The 16,394-nt window shown below is 69.8% G+C and carries 20 protein-coding genes; 6 read left to right on the forward strand and 14 right to left on the reverse strand.

Annotation, left to right across the window (positions count from 1 at the left end; all coding sequences use genetic code 11):
* Window positions 1–144: 144 nt before the first annotated feature.
* The 3 genes from ACFWX1_RS21230 to ACFWX1_RS21240 all read right to left on the reverse strand — a co-directional run bounded on the left by ACFWX1_RS21230 (window position 145) and on the right by ACFWX1_RS21240 (window position 3,849).
* Window positions 145–1,611, reverse strand: coding sequence for an amino acid permease (locus ACFWX1_RS21230; protein ID WP_378389764.1), 1,467 nt, complete (start codon window positions 1,609–1,611; stop codon window positions 145–147).
* 110 nt (window positions 1,612–1,721) lie between these two features.
* On the reverse strand, window positions 1,722–2,765 hold the full coding sequence (locus tag ACFWX1_RS21235; RefSeq protein WP_378389766.1) for an alpha/beta hydrolase: 1,044 nt from the start codon (window positions 2,763–2,765) through the stop codon (window positions 1,722–1,724).
* Between the two features lie 118 nt (window positions 2,766–2,883).
* Window positions 2,884–3,849: a zinc-binding dehydrogenase gene (locus ACFWX1_RS21240; protein WP_378389768.1), complete on the reverse strand. Its 966-nt coding sequence runs from the start codon at window positions 3,847–3,849 to the stop codon at window positions 2,884–2,886.
* Window positions 3,850–3,908: 59 nt separating this feature from the next.
* Here ACFWX1_RS21240 and ACFWX1_RS21245 point away from each other — a divergent pair, with 59 nt between their 5' ends.
* From ACFWX1_RS21245 to ACFWX1_RS21255, 3 genes are read left to right on the forward strand one after another with little or no spacing between them, the layout of a single operon-like run.
* Window positions 3,909–4,109: a hypothetical protein gene (locus ACFWX1_RS21245; RefSeq protein WP_378389770.1), complete on the forward strand. Its 201-nt coding sequence runs from the start codon at window positions 3,909–3,911 to the stop codon at window positions 4,107–4,109.
* Window positions 4,110–4,120: 11 nt separating this feature from the next.
* Window positions 4,121–4,582 carry a ribonuclease domain-containing protein gene (locus tag ACFWX1_RS21250; RefSeq protein WP_378389772.1) on the forward strand — a complete coding sequence of 154 codons (462 nt, stop codon included), beginning with the start codon at window positions 4,121–4,123 and terminating at the stop codon, window positions 4,580–4,582.
* The gene (locus ACFWX1_RS21255; RefSeq protein WP_378389774.1) at window positions 4,579–4,923 is read left to right on the forward strand and encodes a barstar family protein; all 345 of its coding nucleotides are present in this window, start codon (window positions 4,579–4,581) and stop codon (window positions 4,921–4,923) included. Before ACFWX1_RS21250 ends, ACFWX1_RS21255 begins: the two co-directional genes overlap by 4 nt.
* 59 nt (window positions 4,924–4,982) lie before the next feature.
* On the opposite strand, the gene ACFWX1_RS21260 is transcribed toward ACFWX1_RS21255, so the two are convergent.
* From ACFWX1_RS21260 to ACFWX1_RS21310, 11 genes are all read right to left on the reverse strand, one after another.
* The gene (locus tag ACFWX1_RS21260; protein ID WP_378389776.1) at window positions 4,983–5,756 is read right to left on the reverse strand and encodes an enoyl-CoA hydratase family protein; all 774 of its coding nucleotides are present in this window, start codon (window positions 5,754–5,756) and stop codon (window positions 4,983–4,985) included.
* Between the two features lie 46 nt (window positions 5,757–5,802).
* On the reverse strand, window positions 5,803–6,315 hold the full coding sequence (locus tag ACFWX1_RS21265; protein WP_378389778.1) for a DUF3291 domain-containing protein: 513 nt from the start codon (window positions 6,313–6,315) through the stop codon (window positions 5,803–5,805).
* Between the two features lie 85 nt (window positions 6,316–6,400).
* Window positions 6,401–7,039, reverse strand: coding sequence for a cyclase (locus tag ACFWX1_RS21270; protein ID WP_378389780.1), 639 nt, complete (start codon window positions 7,037–7,039; stop codon window positions 6,401–6,403).
* A 196-nt stretch (window positions 7,040–7,235) separates the two neighbouring features.
* Entirely contained in the window at window positions 7,236–7,973 is a 738-nt protein-coding gene (locus ACFWX1_RS21275; RefSeq protein ID WP_378389782.1) for a sirohydrochlorin chelatase, read from the reverse strand.
* Entirely contained in the window at window positions 7,970–9,232 is a 1,263-nt protein-coding gene (locus ACFWX1_RS21280; protein ID WP_378389784.1) for a sulfate adenylyltransferase subunit 1, read from the reverse strand. Before ACFWX1_RS21280 ends, ACFWX1_RS21275 begins: the two co-directional genes overlap by 4 nt.
* Window positions 9,232–10,182, reverse strand: coding sequence for a sulfate adenylyltransferase subunit CysD (gene cysD, locus ACFWX1_RS21285; protein WP_378389786.1), 951 nt, complete (start codon window positions 10,180–10,182; stop codon window positions 9,232–9,234). Before cysD ends, ACFWX1_RS21280 begins: the two co-directional genes overlap by 1 nt.
* 11 nt (window positions 10,183–10,193) lie before the next feature.
* Window positions 10,194–10,889: a phosphoadenylyl-sulfate reductase gene (locus tag ACFWX1_RS21290; protein WP_378389788.1), complete on the reverse strand. Its 696-nt coding sequence runs from the start codon at window positions 10,887–10,889 to the stop codon at window positions 10,194–10,196.
* On the reverse strand, window positions 10,886–11,044 hold the full coding sequence (locus ACFWX1_RS21295) for an Insertion element protein (protein ID WP_378326700.1): 159 nt from the start codon (window positions 11,042–11,044) through the stop codon (window positions 10,886–10,888). The genes ACFWX1_RS21290 and ACFWX1_RS21295 overlap by 4 nt, the downstream gene beginning before the upstream one ends.
* Entirely contained in the window at window positions 11,041–12,741 is a 1,701-nt protein-coding gene (locus ACFWX1_RS21300) for a nitrite/sulfite reductase (protein ID WP_378389790.1), read from the reverse strand. The genes ACFWX1_RS21295 and ACFWX1_RS21300 overlap by 4 nt, the downstream gene beginning before the upstream one ends.
* 112 nt (window positions 12,742–12,853) lie before the next feature.
* Complete coding sequence (locus ACFWX1_RS21305) at window positions 12,854–12,964, reverse strand: putative leader peptide (protein WP_378389792.1); 111 nt, start codon at window positions 12,962–12,964, stop codon at window positions 12,854–12,856.
* 37 nt (window positions 12,965–13,001) lie between these two features.
* Window positions 13,002–13,577, reverse strand: a complete 576-nt coding sequence (locus ACFWX1_RS21310) for a TetR/AcrR family transcriptional regulator (RefSeq protein ID WP_378389794.1) — start codon at window positions 13,575–13,577, stop codon at window positions 13,002–13,004.
* A gap of 79 nt (window positions 13,578–13,656) precedes the next feature.
* On the opposite strand from ACFWX1_RS21310, the gene ACFWX1_RS21315 reads away from it, so the two are divergent.
* The 3 genes from ACFWX1_RS21315 to ACFWX1_RS21325 all read left to right on the forward strand — a co-directional run bounded on the left by ACFWX1_RS21315 (window position 13,657) and on the right by ACFWX1_RS21325 (window position 16,299).
* A complete protein-coding gene (locus ACFWX1_RS21315; RefSeq protein ID WP_378389796.1) occupies window positions 13,657–14,073 on the forward strand; it encodes a VOC family protein in 417 nt (138 codons plus the stop codon).
* A 13-nt stretch (window positions 14,074–14,086) separates the two neighbouring features.
* Window positions 14,087–15,304 carry a radical SAM family heme chaperone HemW gene (gene hemW / locus ACFWX1_RS21320; RefSeq protein WP_378389798.1) on the forward strand — a complete coding sequence of 406 codons (1,218 nt, stop codon included), beginning with the start codon at window positions 14,087–14,089 and terminating at the stop codon, window positions 15,302–15,304.
* Between the two features lie 74 nt (window positions 15,305–15,378).
* Entirely contained in the window at window positions 15,379–16,299 is a 921-nt protein-coding gene (locus ACFWX1_RS21325; RefSeq protein WP_378389800.1) for an NADP-dependent oxidoreductase, read from the forward strand.
* The last annotated feature ends 95 nt before the right edge of the window (window positions 16,300–16,394 follow it).

Raw genomic sequence — 16,394 nt, forward strand, 5'->3', positions numbered from 1 at the left:
GGGTTGGGCGCGCCGCGCCCCGCCGGGCGCCCCCCGGGCTTCCCGGGGGGGGGGGAAAACCCCCCGGGCGGCGCCAACGCCTTTGCCGACCCCCACCCGGGGGCCCGCCCCGGCCCGCCACCGCCCCGCTTTCGTCGTGCCGGGTTACTCCGCGGCGGTGGTTTCCGGCGCCGCGCCGGGCTTGTTGAGCACCGAGCGGCGGCGGCCGTAGGCGAAGTAGATCACCATGCCGATGACGAACCAGATCGCGAACCGCAGCCAGGTCTCCGGCTGCAGGAACGTGATGAGCCAGATCGAGAACACGACCCCGATGACCGGCACCACCGGCATGCCCGGCGTCTTGAACGTGCGGGGCAGGTCGGGCCGCTTGTAGCGCAGCACGATCACCGCGATGCAGACGACGATGAACGCGAGCAGGATGCCGATGTTGGTCAGCTCCGCGGCCTCGCCGATCGGCAGGAACCCGGCGATGACCGCCGAAGCGACCCCGAGCACCCAGGTCATCCGGCTCGGCACCTTGCGCACCGGATGCGCCTTGCCGAACCACTTGGGCAGCAGCCCGTCGTTGCTCATCGCGTAGCCGACGCGGCTGGCGCCCATGAGGAAGGTGAACAGCACGGTGAGGATGCCGAGGATCGCGCCGACCGCGATGACCGCGCCCAGCCAAGGCATGCCGATGCTCTTGAACGCCGCGGAGAACGCGGCCTCGGCGCTGATGTCCTTGTAGTTCACCATGCCGGTGAGCACCAGGCAGGCCAGCACGTAGAGCACCATCGAGATGGCGAGGGAGTAGATGATCGCCTTCGGCATGTGCTTCTGGGAGTCGCGGGATTCCTCGGCCGCGGTCGACATCGCGTCGTAGCCGAACACCGCGAAGAACACCGTCGCCGCGCCGGTGAACGCGCCGGACAGGCCGAACGGGAAGAAGTCGGCGTAGTTGCCGCTGTTGATGTGGAACGCGCCGACCACCACGACCAGGACCACCAGCGCGACCTTCAGGTACACCAGCAGCGTCTCGAACCGCGCCGCGCTCTTCATGCCCTGGTTGAGGATGAACGCGATCAGCAGGCACAGCAGCACCGCGAACAGGTTCACCTTGTACGAGCCGGGCGCGACTTCGCCGACCTTCTCGCTGCCGGGCGCGCCGGACATCCACAGCGGCAGCTTGACGTGCAGGAACCCGAGCAGGTCGTTGAAGTAGCCCGAGATGCCGATCGCCACCACGGACACGATCGCGGTGTACTCGAGCAGCAGGTCCCAGCCGATGAACCAGCCGACCACCTCACCCAGTACCGCGTAGCCGTAGGTGTAGGCCGAACCGGCCTTCGGGATGAGCCCGGCGAATTCGGCGTAGGAGAACGCCGCCGCGGCACTCGCGATGCCCGCGATGAGGAACGAGATGAGCACCGCGGGCCCGGCGGTCTTGTTGGCCACCGCGCCCGCGAGGGAGAAGATGCCCGCGCCGATGATGCCGCCGACACCGATCGCCGTCAGCTGCCACAGGCCGAGAGTGCGTTGAAGTCCACCGCCCTCGCCCGTGTTGTCGATCTGGTCGATCGGCTTGCGCCGGAAAATCCCGGAGCCCGAACCGAAGCTCTGTGGAGCGGACATCACTGTCTCCCAAAACGGTTGTGCGAGGGAGCCCGGGGTACGGGCTCAACGCGGCACCGTACTGTATGTCGCCCGGGACCCGCACCCGATCAGGTGACGGCTGGGGATTTTCAGCTGACCGCGCTGCCCTCGCGCGCTTCCGGCGGCGTCTCGGCGCGTTTCGCCCGCGTCGTGCGCACAGCTCCGGCGGCGAAGAAGTTCAGCAACTCGGCGATCTCGGGCGGGTCGTCCAGCTGCGGGCAGTGGCCCCAGTCCTCGCGCACCAGCAGCCTGCTGTGCGGGACGAGGGTGTGCAGCTGACGTCCGGAGCGGGCGGTGACCAGCTTGTCCTTACCGCAGGCCACGACCAGCAACGGAACGCGTACCTTGTCGAGCCGGTAGGCGTCGGCGAGTTCGGCGACCAGCTGCCTGGCCTGGTCGAGCCGGGCGGTGGTGGCGCGGTAGTCCGGGAACAGCGAGGTGAACCGGCGGACCTGGAACTCGTCGGCGGCGCCCGCGTCGGCGTAGAGCAGCCGGGGGACGACCTGCTCGGCGACCTTGCGGACCAGGAATCCCGGCACTGGCAAGGGGAGCGAAGAGTACAGGCGCAGCGGCAGCGGGTAACGGCCGACCGTGCGGACCAGCCACGAATCGGCGAAACCGGGCGCCGCGATGGAAACGACGCCCGAGATCGGGAGCCGGGGTTGCTGCGCCGCGCGCAGGCTCATCGTCCCGCCGAGCGAGTTGCCCGCGAGCACCACCGAGCCGAGCACGGCCTGCTCCCGGATGACGGCCGTGGTGAACGCGTCGAGCTGCGGCAGGATCGGGCCGGGACGCAACGGCTGCGCGTCACCGAAACCGGGGAGGTCGACCGCGATCGCGGGGATGCCCGCGGCGGCGAGCTCGGCCAGCACCGGGCGCCACGTGTCCGCGCTGTCGCAGTAGCCGTGCAGGAGCACCAGACGCGGTGCCGTCGGCCGCGGGACGGCCCGCGGGCCCGAGCGCCGCCCGAGCGATCGGCGTGCCGGCTGGGCCGGTTCGGCGGCGGGCGGGCCGACCTCCAGAACCCGGGTCCGGACGCCGGCGTAGCGCCGGAAGGAGACCCGGACCGGGTCCGGATCGGTGCTGGGCCGGCCGCCCGGTCCAGCCGGTGCGGGCCGCTTCGTCGCGGTCATGCCTCCAGGTTAACCAGGCAGGGTCGAGTTCCGGTGGATTTCCGGTGGTAACAAACGGGTTTCGAACCGGAGTACGTGGATAAATCTCGACCGCGGCGGGCAGCCTGTTGCCCGTGATTCAGCGCGTGAAGACGATCTTTCCGGCGGTGTCGCCGTCGAGCATGGCCTGGAATCCCTTGGCGGCCTCGCCGAAGGGCAGCTCGCTGCCGATCTGCGGGCGGACACCGGTCAGTTCGAGGTAGTTGAGCAGGTCGGCCAGCTCGTCACGGGTACCCATGGTCGACCCGGCGACTCGCAGCTGAAGGAAGAAGACCCGCTGCAGTTCGGCGTGCGCGTCCGGGCCGCTGGTGGACCCGGAGACCACGATGATCCCGCCCGGCTTGAGCGATTTCACCGAATGCGACCAGGTCGCCTTGCCGACGGTCTCGAACACCGCGTCGACCCGCTCCGGCAGCCGCGCCCCGGACTCGAACGCCTGATGTGCGCCGAGTTCCACCGCGAGCGCGCGCTTGGCCTCGGTCCGGCCGGTGACCCACACCCGGATCCCGGCCGCCTTGCCGAGCTGCACCAGCGCCGTCGACACGCCGCCGGAGGCGCCCTGCACGAGCATCGTCTGGCCGGGACGCAGCCCGGACTTGACGAACAGCATCCGGTAGGCGGTGAGCCAGGCCGTGCCCATCGTGGCGGCCTCGGCGAAGGAAAGCCCGGCGGGCTTCGGCACGACGTTGCGGGCCGGCACGACGACCTGGTCGGCGAACGTGCCCTGGTACTTCTCGGTGAGCAGCGTGCGCTTCGGGTCGAGCGTGTCGTCGCCCTGCCAGCCCGGCGCGTTGATCACCGAGTGGATCACGACCTCGCTGCCGTCGTCGAGGGTCCCCGCGCCGTCGCAGCCGAGGATCATCGGGAACTGGTCCGGCTTGATCCCGACCCCGCGCAGCGTCCACAGGTCGTGCATGTTGAGGCTGGCGGCCTTGACGTGCACCCGGACCCAGCCGTCCTCGACGGCGGGTTCCGGCCGCTCGCCGACGACGAGCGAGTCCAGCGGGCTTTCGGCGTTGGGAACCTGGGCGTAAACGGCGAACATGCCTGCAACGTACCGCCCCTGGCGGCGGCGCGACATCGGACGCGCGTAGTCTCACATTCGTGTTCTCAGGGCTGGCCGACTGGTGGGACGGCGCCGAGCTGTGGCTGGCGCAGGCCTCGTTCCCGGTGCAGTTCGTGCTGGTCATGGTCGTCGTGGTGCCGTTGTGCCTCGGCGCGGCGTGGGTGATCGACAAGCTGGTCGAGCGCTTCGCCCGCCGGTTCGGCCCGGCCCGTGACGATGATCGTCCCGGCCCCTCCTAAGCTGACCGACCATGGTCAACCGAAGGCGGATCACCGCCGCACTGGTCGGGCTCCTGGTGCTGGTGCTCGGGGGCTGGCTGGTGAAGAGCCAGCTCAGCGGCTCGTCGTCGGCACCGGCGTCTTCTTCCGCGAGCGCCCCGGCGAAGAGTGGCGCGTCGAACGCGAAACTGCCAGGAACCGACACCGGCCTGCCGGTCAAACCGTTGTCCGCCTTGCCCTCGCAGGCCGCGGACACGTGGAAGCTCATCGAAAAGGGCGGGCCGTACCCCTACCCGCGCAATGACGACGTCGTGTTCGAAAACCGCGAGAAGGTGCTGCCGCGCAAGCAGTCCGGGTACTACCACGAGTACACCGTGAAGACGCCGGGCAGCCAGGACCGCGGCCCGCGCAGGCTGGTGACCGGGCAGGCGAAGGAGCTGTACTACACCGAGGACCACTACGCCTCGTTCGTCGTCGTGGACCCGGCCCGATGAGCGAGCACGAGGCGCGCGCCGCCGCGGAAAACGCTTTCGCCCGCGGCGCCTTCCCGCACACCGTCGACGGCGGCCGGACGGCCGACAAGGCGGGCACCCTCGCCGCGATCGCCGTCGCACTGTCCTTTCCGGACTATTTCGGGCACAACCTCGACGCGCTCTACGACTGCCTGACCGACCTGTCCTGGCTCCCGCCGGGCGAGCATGTGCTGATCTGGCCGGGCTCCGACGCGTTGCGGAGCGCCGACCCGAAGTCCTACCTCGCGATCCGCAGCGTGCTCTCGGACGCGCAACGAGCACTCGGCCCCGGCCGCCTCACCGTGGTAGTCACCGAGTCCTGAGCTGTGATGTCCCGAACGCTCCGTGGGGGACGCTGAACGTCCCGAACGGAGCGTTCGCGTCAGCCTTCGGGGACCCAGTTCGGTTTGCGCTTCTGGGCGAAGGCGAGGATGCCCTCTTGACCCTCTTCGCTGGCGAACAGGCTCGCCGAGAACGCGGTCATCTCCTCGAAGCCCTCGCTCGGCGTCGCCGGGCGCGGCTTGCTCAGCAGTTCCTTCGTCAGTGCCAGCGCCTTCGGCCCGCCGAGAGCCAGCGCCTTGACGAACCGCGTGACCTCGGCGTCCAACTGGTCGGCGGGGACGGCGGAGTTGAGCAGGCCGATCTCGGCGGCACGCCGTGCGTCGAAGGTGTCGCCGGTGAGGAAGAGTTCGTGGGCGGCGCGGGGGTTGAGCCGGGGGAGCACGGTCAGCGAGATGACCGCGGGCACGACGCCGATCCGGACCTCGGTGAAGGCGAACGTGGCGTCCTCCACGGCCACGGCGATGTCACAGGCGGCGACCATGCCGATGCCGCCGGCACGGGCCGGACCGGCCAGGCGCGCGACGACCGGCTTCGGGCTCGTCCACAGCTGGTCGAGGATCTTCGGGAATTCGTTGACTCCCTGGTCGCCGGTCCCGGCACCCCGGGCTTCCTTGAGATCCATGCCCGCGCAGAACACCGGCCCGGTGTGGGTGAGCACGACGACCCGCACGCCGTCGTCCTCGGCCGCCTTCGCCAGCGACGCGCTCAGCTCGCGCCGGAGCTGGGCGGACAGGGCGTTGCGGTTGTGCGGCGAGTCGAGCGTGATCGTGGCCGTGCCGCCTACCACGTCGTAGTGCACCAGTTCGTCAGCCATGGTCACACCCTCGCACATCCGCCCGCCGGGTTCGGTGTGACGTCGATCAGGCGGGGCACAGCCAGTCGGGACGCCCTTCCACGGGCTCTTCGGCAGCGGAGCCCGGCGGCGGGAAGTGGATCCGCAGCGTGAACGCCTCGGGGGTCGGGCCGTGTGCCCGCAGCAGGCGGATGCGGTCTTCCGCGTCGGCGGGGGTGGGCCGCTGCCCGGCCGGGACCCACCACAACGCGGTGAACGCCTCCTTGACCGGATGGAACCACTCTCGGCGCCGCTTGAGGACCGCCAGATGCCCGGGGGAGTACACGAACTCGGCGAGCGTCTCCACCGACGTCCACACGGACATGTTGATGAGCACGCCCGCGCTGTCGTGGACGTCCCACTCGAACGCGCGGACCGAGGTCGCGTCGCCGTCCTCGGTCTGCAGCCGCCAGACGAAGCCGGGCGCGGCGTCCGCCAGCGCGTTGATCGGTTCGAGGCCGTCCACGAAGCCTTTCAGGGACGGGTCGTCGAGCGGTGCGCGCAGCCTGCCGATGTTCACCTGAACCAGTTCATACCCCATGGTGGCCATCCTGCTCGGGATTCCGGCGGTGCGCACGCCTTTAGGGCGTCCTCGAAAAGGTTCCAGGACGCCCCAAAGGACTGTGTCAGCCGATGGTCGTCGTGGTGAAGACCGGGCTCGGGTTGGGGAAACAGGCCGTCGGTGCGGAGATGTCGACGATCTGGTTGACCACGGCGGTGAAGGTCAGGCCCGGGTCCTGGTAGCTCGTCCCGGCCAGCTTGGTCTCGATCTTGCCGGACGTGCCCGCCTTGAGATGCGCGGTCACGGTCGGCAGTTCGAAGGTCGAGCCGCCCGCGATCGGGCCGGGGAAGGCGAGCGTCGCCATCCCGTTCGCCACCGTGAGCTTCGGCGGGGTCGAGCCGAGGCCCGAGCCGCCCGCGAGGTCGGCGCTGACGAAGGTCGAGTTCGCCGGGATCGGGATCTTCAGCGCGAAGTCCTTGATCTCCTTGACCTTGTAACCGCTCACTTCGCCGGGCACGGTGTTCGGCGCGGGATCGATGACGACGTCGAGCGCGCCGCCCGCCGTCACCGTGGCGGGCGCGGTGACCGTGGCGTCCTGCTTGAGGTTGACGTGCTGCGGGCCGACGACCGGCGCGTTGGCTTCGCAGTCGAAGTTGACGCTGGTCGCCGCCGAAGCCGGGGTGGCGAGACCGATGAACGGGACGAGCGCCGCCGTGACGACGGCCGCGACACGGGGACGGGTGAGGCGCAGGGCTGTCTTCATGTTCCACCTACCTGGGGTCCGGGAGAGGGGAGAAACGAAGCCGCGCAGCGCTTAGAGAGTTACCGGCAAGTTAACAAGTCCGTCAAGGAGAAACGGTTCACATGCGACAGCGGTGACGAAAATGTGAAAAAGATTCACCGATGAGCCGATTCAGGACCCGGGATGGTCCGGACCACTGATACGGAAAGTGGTTTGCTCAGGAGGAAAGCCGGGCAGGTTGCGGCACGGCCGCGGCGTAGCGGTGCAGGACGACCTCCGCGACGCGCGGGTCGGGGCCCAGTGGCCCGGCCACGAACGCGGCTTCCCCGGCATCGGCCAAGGTGGCGATCCGATCGGGAAGCAGGCCTGGCGCGAGGAACCACGACGCGACGACGATCCGGCGGGTGCCGCGGGCACGAAGCCGGGCGATGGCGGCGGGGATGTCCGGCTGGGCCGCGCTGGCGAATGCCTCGCTCACCGGGACACCGAGCCGCTTTTCCCATCGGGCGGCCAAATCCGCGACGGCGGCGTTCGCGCCCGCGTTGGACGAGCCGACCCCGCTCACCACGATCCCGGTGCCCGGCGCGGCCGGATCCGCCGCTGCGATCCGGTCCAGCGCGACGGTTTCCAGCGCCGGGTCGATGCCGAGGACGTCGGAGACCCGCACCGAGAAGTCCGGGCGGTCCGTGGTGACCTCGTCGACGAGCGCGGGAAGGTCGACCCGCGCGTGGTAGGCGCTGCCCAGCAACAGGGGGACCACGACGGCTTCGCGGTGGCCCTGGTCGTACAGCCGCCGCAACACGGCCGTGACCGGCGGCTCCGAAAGGTCCAAAAAGGACTCATAGACGTCCACGGCTGGTGCCTGTGCGCGCACGACGTCGACGAGTGCCCGCACGGTCGCCGCCGAGCGGGGATCACGACTGCCGTGCGCGACGGCGACCAGCGGCGGCGTCACGAGAACCGCTCTCCGACCAGGCCGGCGGCGAGGGTGTCGCCGTCCTTCGGGTCGATCACCAGGAACGCACCGGTGCGCGGGATGTCGCCGTAGTCGTCGACCCCGATCTCCTCTGCCAGCCGGAGGGTGACCCGGCCGATGTCGTTGAGCTCCAGGGTTTCCGGGGCGTCCACACTGGACAGGGTCTGCTCGTCGAAGCGGGCGTGCAACTCGTCGGCGAGAGCTTGCACGGTTCGCGTGCCGTGCTTGATGAGCACCCGCGCGCCGGGCTTGAGCGGCTTCGTGGACAGCCAGCACAGGGTTCCGGTGATCTCGTCGGTCACCCGGGGCGGGTTCCCGGCGGCGGCGATGAGTTCGCCGCGGGCGATGTCGAGGTCATCGGCGAGCAGCAGCGTCACCGACGTTCCGGCGCCCGCCTCGGCGAGCGGCCCGTCGGCGGTGTCGATGCGCTCCACCCGCGAGCGCAGCCCGTGCGGGAGCACGACGATCTCGTCACCGGGGCGGACGGTGCCCGCCGCGATCTGGCCGGCGTAACCGCGGTAGTCCGGGTACTCGGCGGTGCGCGGCCGGATCACGTACTGCACCGGGAACCGGAACGGCGTGTCGTGCGGGTCCGGCGCGACCGGGACGTCTTCCAGATGCTCCAGCAGCGTCGGCCCGGCGTACCACGGTGTGTTCCCGGACTTCTCGGCGACGTTGTCGCCCACCAGTGCCGACACCGGGATCGCCAGCACACTGCCGCGCGCGTAGCCCAGCGATCCGGCGTGCTGGGCGAACTCCTCGGCGATCACGGTGAACGTGGCCTCGTCGTAGCCGACGAGGTCGATCTTGTTGACCGCCAGCACGAGCTGCGGGACGCCGAGCAGCGCGAGGACGGCGGCGTGGCGCCGGGTCTGCTCGATGACCCCCTTGCGCGCGTCGACGAGCAGCACGGCCAGCTGCGCGGTGGAGGCGCCGGTGACGGTGTTGCGGGTGTATTGCACGTGCCCCGGCGTGTCCGCGAGCACGAAACTCCGCTTGGGCGTGGCGAAATACCGGTAGGCGACGTCGATGGTGATGCCCTGCTCGCGCTCCGAGCGCAGGCCGTCCACCAGCAGCGAGAGGTCCGGAGTGGACAGTCCCTTGTCGACACTGGCGCGGGTGACCGCGTCCAGCTGGTCGGCCAGCACCGACTTGGTGTCGTACAGCAGCCGTCCGACCAAAGTGGACTTGCCGTCGTCGACACTTCCGGCGGTGGCAAGCCTCAGCAAGCTCGACATCAGAAGTAACCCTCTCGCTTGCGGTCTTCCATGGCCGCTTCCGACATCCGGTCGTCGGCGCGGGTCGCGCCGCGTTCGGTGAGCCGGGAGGCCTGCACCTCGGCGATCACCTCGTCCACAGTGGACGCCGTGGACTCGATCGCGCCGGTGCACGAGCCGTCGCCGACGGTGCGGTAGCGCACCATCAGCTCCTTGACCTCTTCACCCGGTCGGGGGCCGCCCCACGGCCCTTCGGCCAGCAACATGCCGTCGCGCAGGTAGACCTCGCGGCGGTGCGCGTAGTAGATCGAGGGCAGTTCGACCTTTTCGCGGGCGATGTAGTTCCAGACGTCGGCCTCAGTCCAGTTGGACAGCGGGAAGACGCGGACCTGCTCGCCGGGGCGGTGCCGTCCGTTGTAGAGGTTCCACAGCTCCGGGCGCTGCCGACGCGGCTCCCACTGGCCGAAGGCGTTGCGCAGCGAGAAGATCCGCTCCTTGGCCCTGGCACGTTCCTCGTCGCGGCGGCCGCCGCCGAACACGGCGTCGAACTTGTTCTCGGCGATCGTGTCGAGCAACGGCGTGGTCTGCAAGGGATTGCGCATCCCGTCCGCGCGTTCCTCGAGCCGCCCGTCGTCGATCCAGTCCTGGACCTTCGCGACCACCAGCCGCAGGCCGTGCTGTTCGACGACGCGGTCGCGGAAGTCGATGACCTCGTCGAAGTTGTGCCCGGTGTCCACGTGCAGCAGCGGGAACGGCACCGGGGCAGGCCAGAACGCCTTGATCGCCAGGTGCAGCAGCAGGGTCGAGTCCTTGCCGCCGGAGAACAGGATCACCGGCCGGTCGAATTCGCCTGCGACCTCACGGAAGATGTGGATGGCCTCGGATTCCAGCGCGGCCAGGTTGTCCGTAGCGAGGGGGGCCTGGGGGTCTCCCCCAGAAGGCGGAGTTGCCGCCGGCTCCAACGTCGTCATGCTTCCCTTCCTCAGCCGTGCAAGCCGCACTCGGTCTTGGACTGCCCGGCCCAGCGGCCGCTGCGCGGGTCCTGCCCCGGCGCGACCTTCGCGGTGCACGGCGCGCAGCCGATCGACAGGTAGCCTGCCGAGACCAGCGGGTTCTCCAGGATCCCGTGCTCGCGGATGTACCCGTTGAACTCCTCGTCGCTCCACGCCGCGATCGGGTTGACCTTCACCAGCCCGTTGCGCTCGTCCCAGGTGACGATCGGGGTGTTCGCCCGCGTCGGCGCGTCCACCCGCCGTACCCCGGTGACCCACGCGGAGTAGTTCGACAGCGTCTTGCGCAGCGGCACCACCTTGCGCAGATGGCAGCACTGGTTCGGATCCCGGTCGTGCAGTTTCGGCCCGTATTCCGCGTCCTGCTCCGCGACGCTCTGCTCGGCCTGCGCGTTCACGATCCTCACGTCCGGGTAGACGGTCTGCACCGCGTCACGGGTGCCGATCGTCTCGGCGAAATGGTACCCGGTCTCCAGGAACAGAACGTCCACATCGGACTTGACCTTGGTCGCCAGGTCGATCAGCACCGCGTCCTGCATGTTCGAGGCCACGATGAAATCGTCCCCGAACGTCTCCACCGTCCAGCGCAACGCCTCGTCCGCGGTCGCCTCGGCGAGTTCCTTGGCGGCGCGTTCGGCGAGCGTGCGGTAATCGGCTGTAGCGGTCATGGCTGCGATACCTCCGGCAGTGAGAGCCCCAGGAACTTCACGGAGAAAAGCCTTCTACAGGCCGAACAAAGCCACGAACCGTTCTCTTCCGGCCGCAGGTCCTCGTCCCCGCAGTACGGGCAGTAGAACGGCGCGGCGCGTTCGGCCGAGCTCACTGCAACACGCTCTCGTCGGCCCGCAGGAGCCATTGCGGGAACCGCTCACCCGGCTCGCGCCCGGCGATGTACGCCCGGACCACCCGCTCGACGTAGCCGGTCAGTTCGGTGGCGGTCACCTTGTGGCCACGCAGTTTCCGGCCGAATCCGGCGTCGAGGCCGAGGCCGCCGCCCAGGTGCACCTGGAAGCCCTCGACCTGCTTGCCGTCGTCGTCGGTGACGATCTGGCCCTTGAGCCCGATGTCGGCGGTCTGCACCCGGGCGCAGGAGTTGGGGCAGCCGTTGAGATGCACGCTCACCGGTGTGTCCAGCTCGCCCTGGATGTCCGCGAGGCGGCTTTCCAGTTCGGCCACCAGTTGCTGCGCGCGGGCCTTCGTCTCGACGATCGCGAGCTTGCAGAACTCCAGCCCGGTGCACGCCATCACCCCGCGCCGCCACGGCGAAGGATCGCTCTGCAGGCCCAGTTCGGCGAGTTCCGCCTGCAGCCCGCCGATCTCGGCCTCGGGGACGTCCAGCACGACGAGTTTCTGTTGCGGCGTAAGGCGGACGCGCTGCGAGCCGGCGCGTTCGGCCGCCTTCGCGACCGCCAGCAGCGTGCCGCCGGACACGCGTCCGGCGACCGGCGCCGCGCCGACGTAGAACTTGCCGTCGACCTGCCGGTGCACCCCGACGTGGTCGATCGGGACGGCCGGGACCTCGGGCGCGGGGCCGTCGATCAGCTTGCGCTTGAGGTATTCGTCCTCCAGCACCTGGCGGAACTTCGCGGCGCCCCAGTCCTTCACCAGGAACTTGATGCGCGCCCGTGCCCGCAGCCGCCGGTAGCCGTAGTCGCGGAAGACGCTGATGACGCCTTCCCAGACGTCGGGCACCTCGTCGCGGGGCACCCAGGCGCCGAGCCGCTGCCCGATCATCGGGTTGGTGGACAGCCCGCCGCCGACCCAGACGTCGAAACCGGGACCGTGCTCGGGGTGGTTCACGCCGACGAACGCGACGTCGTGGATCTCGTGCGCGACGTCCGGCAGCCCGGACACCGCGGTCTTGAACTTGCGCGGCAGGTTGGCGTAGCGGGGATCGCCGATGAAGCGGCGCTTGATCTCCTCGATCGCGGGAGTGCCGTCGATGATCTCGTCGGCCGCGATCCCCGCGACCGGCGAGCCGAGGATGACGCGCGGGCTGTCGCCGCACGCCTCCATCGTCGTCATGCCCGCCTTTTCCAGTTTGTCCCAGATCGTCGGGACGTCCTCGATCTGGATCCAGTGGTACTGGATATTCTGGCGATCGGTGATGTCCGCCGTGTCACGCGCGTGGGTCTGGGAGATTTCGCCGAGCACGGACAGCTGTTCGGTGCTCAGCACGCCGCCGTCGAGGCGGACCCGCAGCATGAAGTAACGGTCGTCCAGCTCCTCCGGCTCCAGCGTCGCCGTGCGGCCGCCGTCGATCCCGGGCTTGCGCTGGGTGTAGAGGCCGAACCAGCGGAACCGGCCGCGGAGATCGCCGGGGTCGATCGCGTCGAACCCGCGGTGCGCGTAGATGTTCTCGATCCGCGCCCGGACGTTGAGCGGGTTGTCGTCCTTTTTGGAGCGTTCGTTCGGGTTCAGTGGCTCGCGGTACCCGAGTGCCCACTGTCCTTCGCCGCGGCGCTGCCTGGCTCGTGGGGCGCGTGCCTTGCTCGGGGTTTCACGCGTGGGCGAGGCCATGATGCGTCCTCCGTGGGCGGGGTTGTGGCACCCGGCACACCGTGAACGCGGGAGGTCGCGCGGCGCGCCCGGCGCCGGCTGTCCAGTTCGTGGCTGTGGTGGCGGCGGGGAGTCAGTCGGCGGGCCCGCAAAGGGCACTGGCGACCCGCAGGAGGTCGACGTGGCGGCGGGCCACGAGCAGTACACCGGCGGGGGTCACCGGCTCAGAGTGCCATGTGCCCACAATGTGGTCTAGCCGTGCCCGAATAGTGGGAGCACCTTCACGACCTGCGAAAAGTGTGCTCCACCAGCATTTCGACGATGTCGCTGTCCGAGATGTCCGCGAAGGCGCCGGGAAGTGTGAGCCGTTCCACGGTGAGCCCGGTCAACGCGAGGTAAAGCAACAGGACGGCGTCACGGCCGCCGGGCAGACCGGCGCTCTCGTGGAACTCGACGCTCAGGTCGAACCCTTCACGCACGGTGTGGGTCAATGCCTTCGCGAGATCGGGGCGCCGGGTCGCTTCGAGCCGGAGTTCCAGCAGCGCCAGGTAGACGGTGCGGTCGATGGTGAGCCTGCTGACGAGCGCGTCGAGCAGTTCGCTCAGCCGATGCTTCGACGGGAGTTCCGCGCGGGGATTCGTCATGACCTCGGCTGGCGCGGACAGCCGCTCGTGTACCCGCTTGCCCGCCGCCACCAGCAGCTGGTCGCGGTTGCGGAAGTAGTTCGACGTCGTCCCCGGTGGCACGTCCGCCTCGACGTCGACCGCGCGATAGGTGAGGCCGCGGGCGCCCACCTTGGCGAGCACGGTGACGGCGGCGTCGGTCAGCGCCGTCCGCCGCTCGGAGTTCTGCCGCACCTTAATTCCTCCTTGCCCGATCCGAACCACTATGTTTAGAGTACTACAGCCATAGTGATTCGGTGAAGAGGAGATCAGGATGCAGGTCAAGGGTTTCGGTGCGGGGGTCCTGGTCGACGACGTCGCCGCGACCACGCGGTACTACCGGGAGTACTTCGGCTTCGAGATCACCGTCGAGCTCGACTGGTTCTCGAGCCTCAACGTCGGCGCGCCCGGCTACGAGATCAGCTTCATCCGGCGAGGGCACGAGTCGACGCCGGAGCCGTACCGGTGGCAGGAGCCGTCCGGGGCGATGTTCGGCTTCGTCGTCGAGGACGCGGCAGCGGAGGAGAAGCGGCTGCGCGAGGCGGGGGCGGAGATCGTCAAGCCGCTCGTGGACGAGGTGTACGGGCAGCGGCACTTCTTCGTCCGCGACCCCAACGGCGTGCTGGTCGACGTGATCGAGCTGATCGCGCCCGACCCGCAGTGGCTGGCCGAGAGCGGTCTGGCCGGGTGAGGGACACTGGGGTGTGCCCCAGCTGCTGCCCGAAACCACCACTCCGGTCGAATCCGCCCTGCCCGCGAGCGCACTGAACGGACTGGGTACTCGCCCGTTCGGGGTGTACGTCCACGTCCCGTTCTGCGCGACCCGGTGCGGCTACTGCGATTTCAACACCTACACCGCGGGCGAGCTGGGCTCCGGCTCGTCGCCGAGTTCGTGGCTGGAGGGCTTGCGGCGCGAACTCGACCTCGCGGCGCGGGTGCTGGGCACGCCGCCGCGCGCGGACACCGTGTTCGTCGGCGGTGGGACGCCGTCGTTGCTCGGTGCCGACGGTCTCGCTTCGGTTCTCGACGCCGTCCGCGGCGCCTTCGGGCTCGCGGACGGCGCCGAGGTGACCACCGAATCGAACCCGGAATCGACGTCGCCGGAGTTCTTCGCGGGCATTCGCGAGGCCGGGTACACACGCGTGTCGCTCGGGATGCAGTCCGCCGCGCGGCACGTGCTGCAGGTGCTCGACCGGGTGCACACGCCCGGCCGTCCGGTCGCGGCGGCGGGGGAGGCGCGGGCAGCCGGGTTCGAGCACGTGAACCTGGACGTCATCTACGGGACGCCGGGGGAGCGCGTAGAGGATCTCCGGGCTTCGCTGGAGGCCGTGCTCGCCGCCGGGGTCGACCACGTCTCGGCGTACGCGCTGATCGTCGAGGAGGGCACCGCGCTGGCCCGCCGGGTCCGGCGCGGGGAACTGCCCGCACCCGACGACGACACGCTCGCCGAGTACTACGAACTGATCGACGCGACGCTCGCGTCGGCCGGGCTGCGCTGGTACGAGGTGTCGAACTGGGCGTCGTCGGAGGCGGCGCGGTGCCGGCACAACGTCGGCTACTGGCGGGGCGGCGACTGGTGGGGAGCGGGTCCCGGCGCGCACAGCCACGTCGGCGGGGTGCGGTGGTGGAACGTCAAGCATCCCGCGCGGTACGCGTCGCTGCTCGCGGAGGGGAACTCCCCGGCGGCCGGGCGCGAGGTGCTCACCGAAGCCGACCGGCATCTCGAACGCGTCATGCTCGAACTCCGTGTCGTGGAAGGACTTCCGCTCGACGCGCTGGACGCCGGCGGGCTCGCCGAGGCCAGGGCCGCCGCGGCGGAGGGACTGCTCGACGAGTCCGCTTTGGACAGTCGGCGCCGGGCCGTGCTGACCGACCAGGGGCGGCTGCTCGCCGACGGTGTCGTCCGCAGGCTCGTCGGCTGAGTTCGCCGCGCCGGGCATAAATCCCGCGGGTTCGTTGTTGGCGCCGGGCAACGAACGAAAGAGGGAGCAGGGGTATGCCACAGGCAGTGAGGTTCGACGGGTACGGCGGGATCGACGTGTTGCGCGTGGAGGACGTGCCGCGGCCGGTGCCCGGTGCGGGGCAGGTGCTCGTCGAGGTACGGGCGGCCGGGATCAACCCGGGTGAGGCGTACATCCGCGAGGGCGTCTTCGCCGAGCAGTGGCCCGCGACGTTCCCGTCCGGACAGGGGAGCGACCTCGCCGGGGTCGTGGCCGAACTGGGCGAGGGCGCCGACGGGGTCGCGGTGGGCGACGAGGTCATCGGCTTCGTGCACTCGCGATCGAGCCAGGCCCGGTACGTCGTGGTGGAGGCGGAAAACCTGACGCCGAAGCCCGCCGGGGTGCCGTGGGAGGTCGCCGGCGCGCTGTTCGTCGCCGGGACCACCGCGTACGCGGCGGTGCGCGCGGTTTCGCCGCGCGAAGGGGAGACCGTCGTGGTTTCCGGTGCGGCGGGCGGGGTCGGTTCGATCACCGTGCAGCTGGCGAAACTGGCCGGTGCCCGGGTGATCGGCCTCGCCGGTGCGGGCAACCACGCGTGGCTCGCCCAGCACGACGTCGTTCCCGTCGCCTACGGGGAAGGTGTCGAGGAGCGGATCAAGGAGGCGTCCGGCGGCAAGGTCGACGCGTTCGTGGACACGTTCGGTTCGGGCTATGTGGACCTGGCGTTGAAGCTCGGCGTGCACACCGACCGGATCGACACGGTGATCGACTTCGCGGCGGCCGAGAAGTACGGCGTGAAGCGGGAAGGCAACATCGACGCGGCGGAGGCCGGGGTCCTCGCGGAGCTGGCGGCGTTGCTGGACAAGGGTTTGCTGGAGATCCCGATCGCGAAGGCGTACCCGCTCGCCGACGTGCGAGACGCCTACCGCGAGCTGGAGCGGCGGCACACGCGAGGCAAGATCGTCCTGCTTCCCTGAAAACTCAGGGGCGTTCCGGACGGTCAGGCTGGATCCGGTCGGCCGCCCGGCCTTGTCGCGAACGCTCCGTTCGAGACGATCAACGTCCCCAACGG

It is taken from the genome of Amycolatopsis sp. NPDC059021 (assembly GCF_042739895.1).
Classification (GTDB): Bacteria; Actinomycetota; Actinomycetes; order Mycobacteriales; family Pseudonocardiaceae; genus Amycolatopsis.

Coding starts and splice junctions, on each gene's coding strand:
- ACFWX1_RS21230 (WP_378389764.1), bottom strand. CDS start 1,611: ATGTCCGCTCCACAGAGCTTCGGTTCGGGCTCCGGGATTTTCCGGCGC.
- ACFWX1_RS21235 (WP_378389766.1), bottom strand. CDS start 2,765: ATGACCGCGACGAAGCGGCCCGCACCGGCTGGACCGGGCGGCCGGCCC.
- ACFWX1_RS21240 (WP_378389768.1), bottom strand. CDS start 3,849: ATGTTCGCCGTTTACGCCCAGGTTCCCAACGCCGAAAGCCCGCTGGAC.
- ACFWX1_RS21250 (WP_378389772.1), top strand. CDS start 4,121: ATGGTCAACCGAAGGCGGATCACCGCCGCACTGGTCGGGCTCCTGGTG.
- ACFWX1_RS21255 (WP_378389774.1), top strand. CDS start 4,579: ATGAGCGAGCACGAGGCGCGCGCCGCCGCGGAAAACGCTTTCGCCCGC.
- ACFWX1_RS21260 (WP_378389776.1), bottom strand. CDS start 5,756: ATGGCTGACGAACTGGTGCACTACGACGTGGTAGGCGGCACGGCCACG.
- ACFWX1_RS21265 (WP_378389778.1), bottom strand. CDS start 6,315: ATGGGGTATGAACTGGTTCAGGTGAACATCGGCAGGCTGCGCGCACCG.
- ACFWX1_RS21270 (WP_378389780.1), bottom strand. CDS start 7,039: ATGAAGACAGCCCTGCGCCTCACCCGTCCCCGTGTCGCGGCCGTCGTC.
- ACFWX1_RS21280 (WP_378389784.1), bottom strand. CDS start 9,232: ATGTCGAGCTTGCTGAGGCTTGCCACCGCCGGAAGTGTCGACGACGGC.
- cysD (WP_378389786.1), bottom strand. CDS start 10,182: ATGACGACGTTGGAGCCGGCGGCAACTCCGCCTTCTGGGGGAGACCCC.
- ACFWX1_RS21290 (WP_378389788.1), bottom strand. CDS start 10,889: ATGACCGCTACAGCCGATTACCGCACGCTCGCCGAACGCGCCGCCAAG.
- ACFWX1_RS21300 (WP_378389790.1), bottom strand. CDS start 12,741: ATGGCCTCGCCCACGCGTGAAACCCCGAGCAAGGCACGCGCCCCACGA.
- ACFWX1_RS21315 (WP_378389796.1), top strand. CDS start 13,657: ATGCAGGTCAAGGGTTTCGGTGCGGGGGTCCTGGTCGACGACGTCGCC.
- ACFWX1_RS21325 (WP_378389800.1), top strand. CDS start 15,379: ATGCCACAGGCAGTGAGGTTCGACGGGTACGGCGGGATCGACGTGTTG.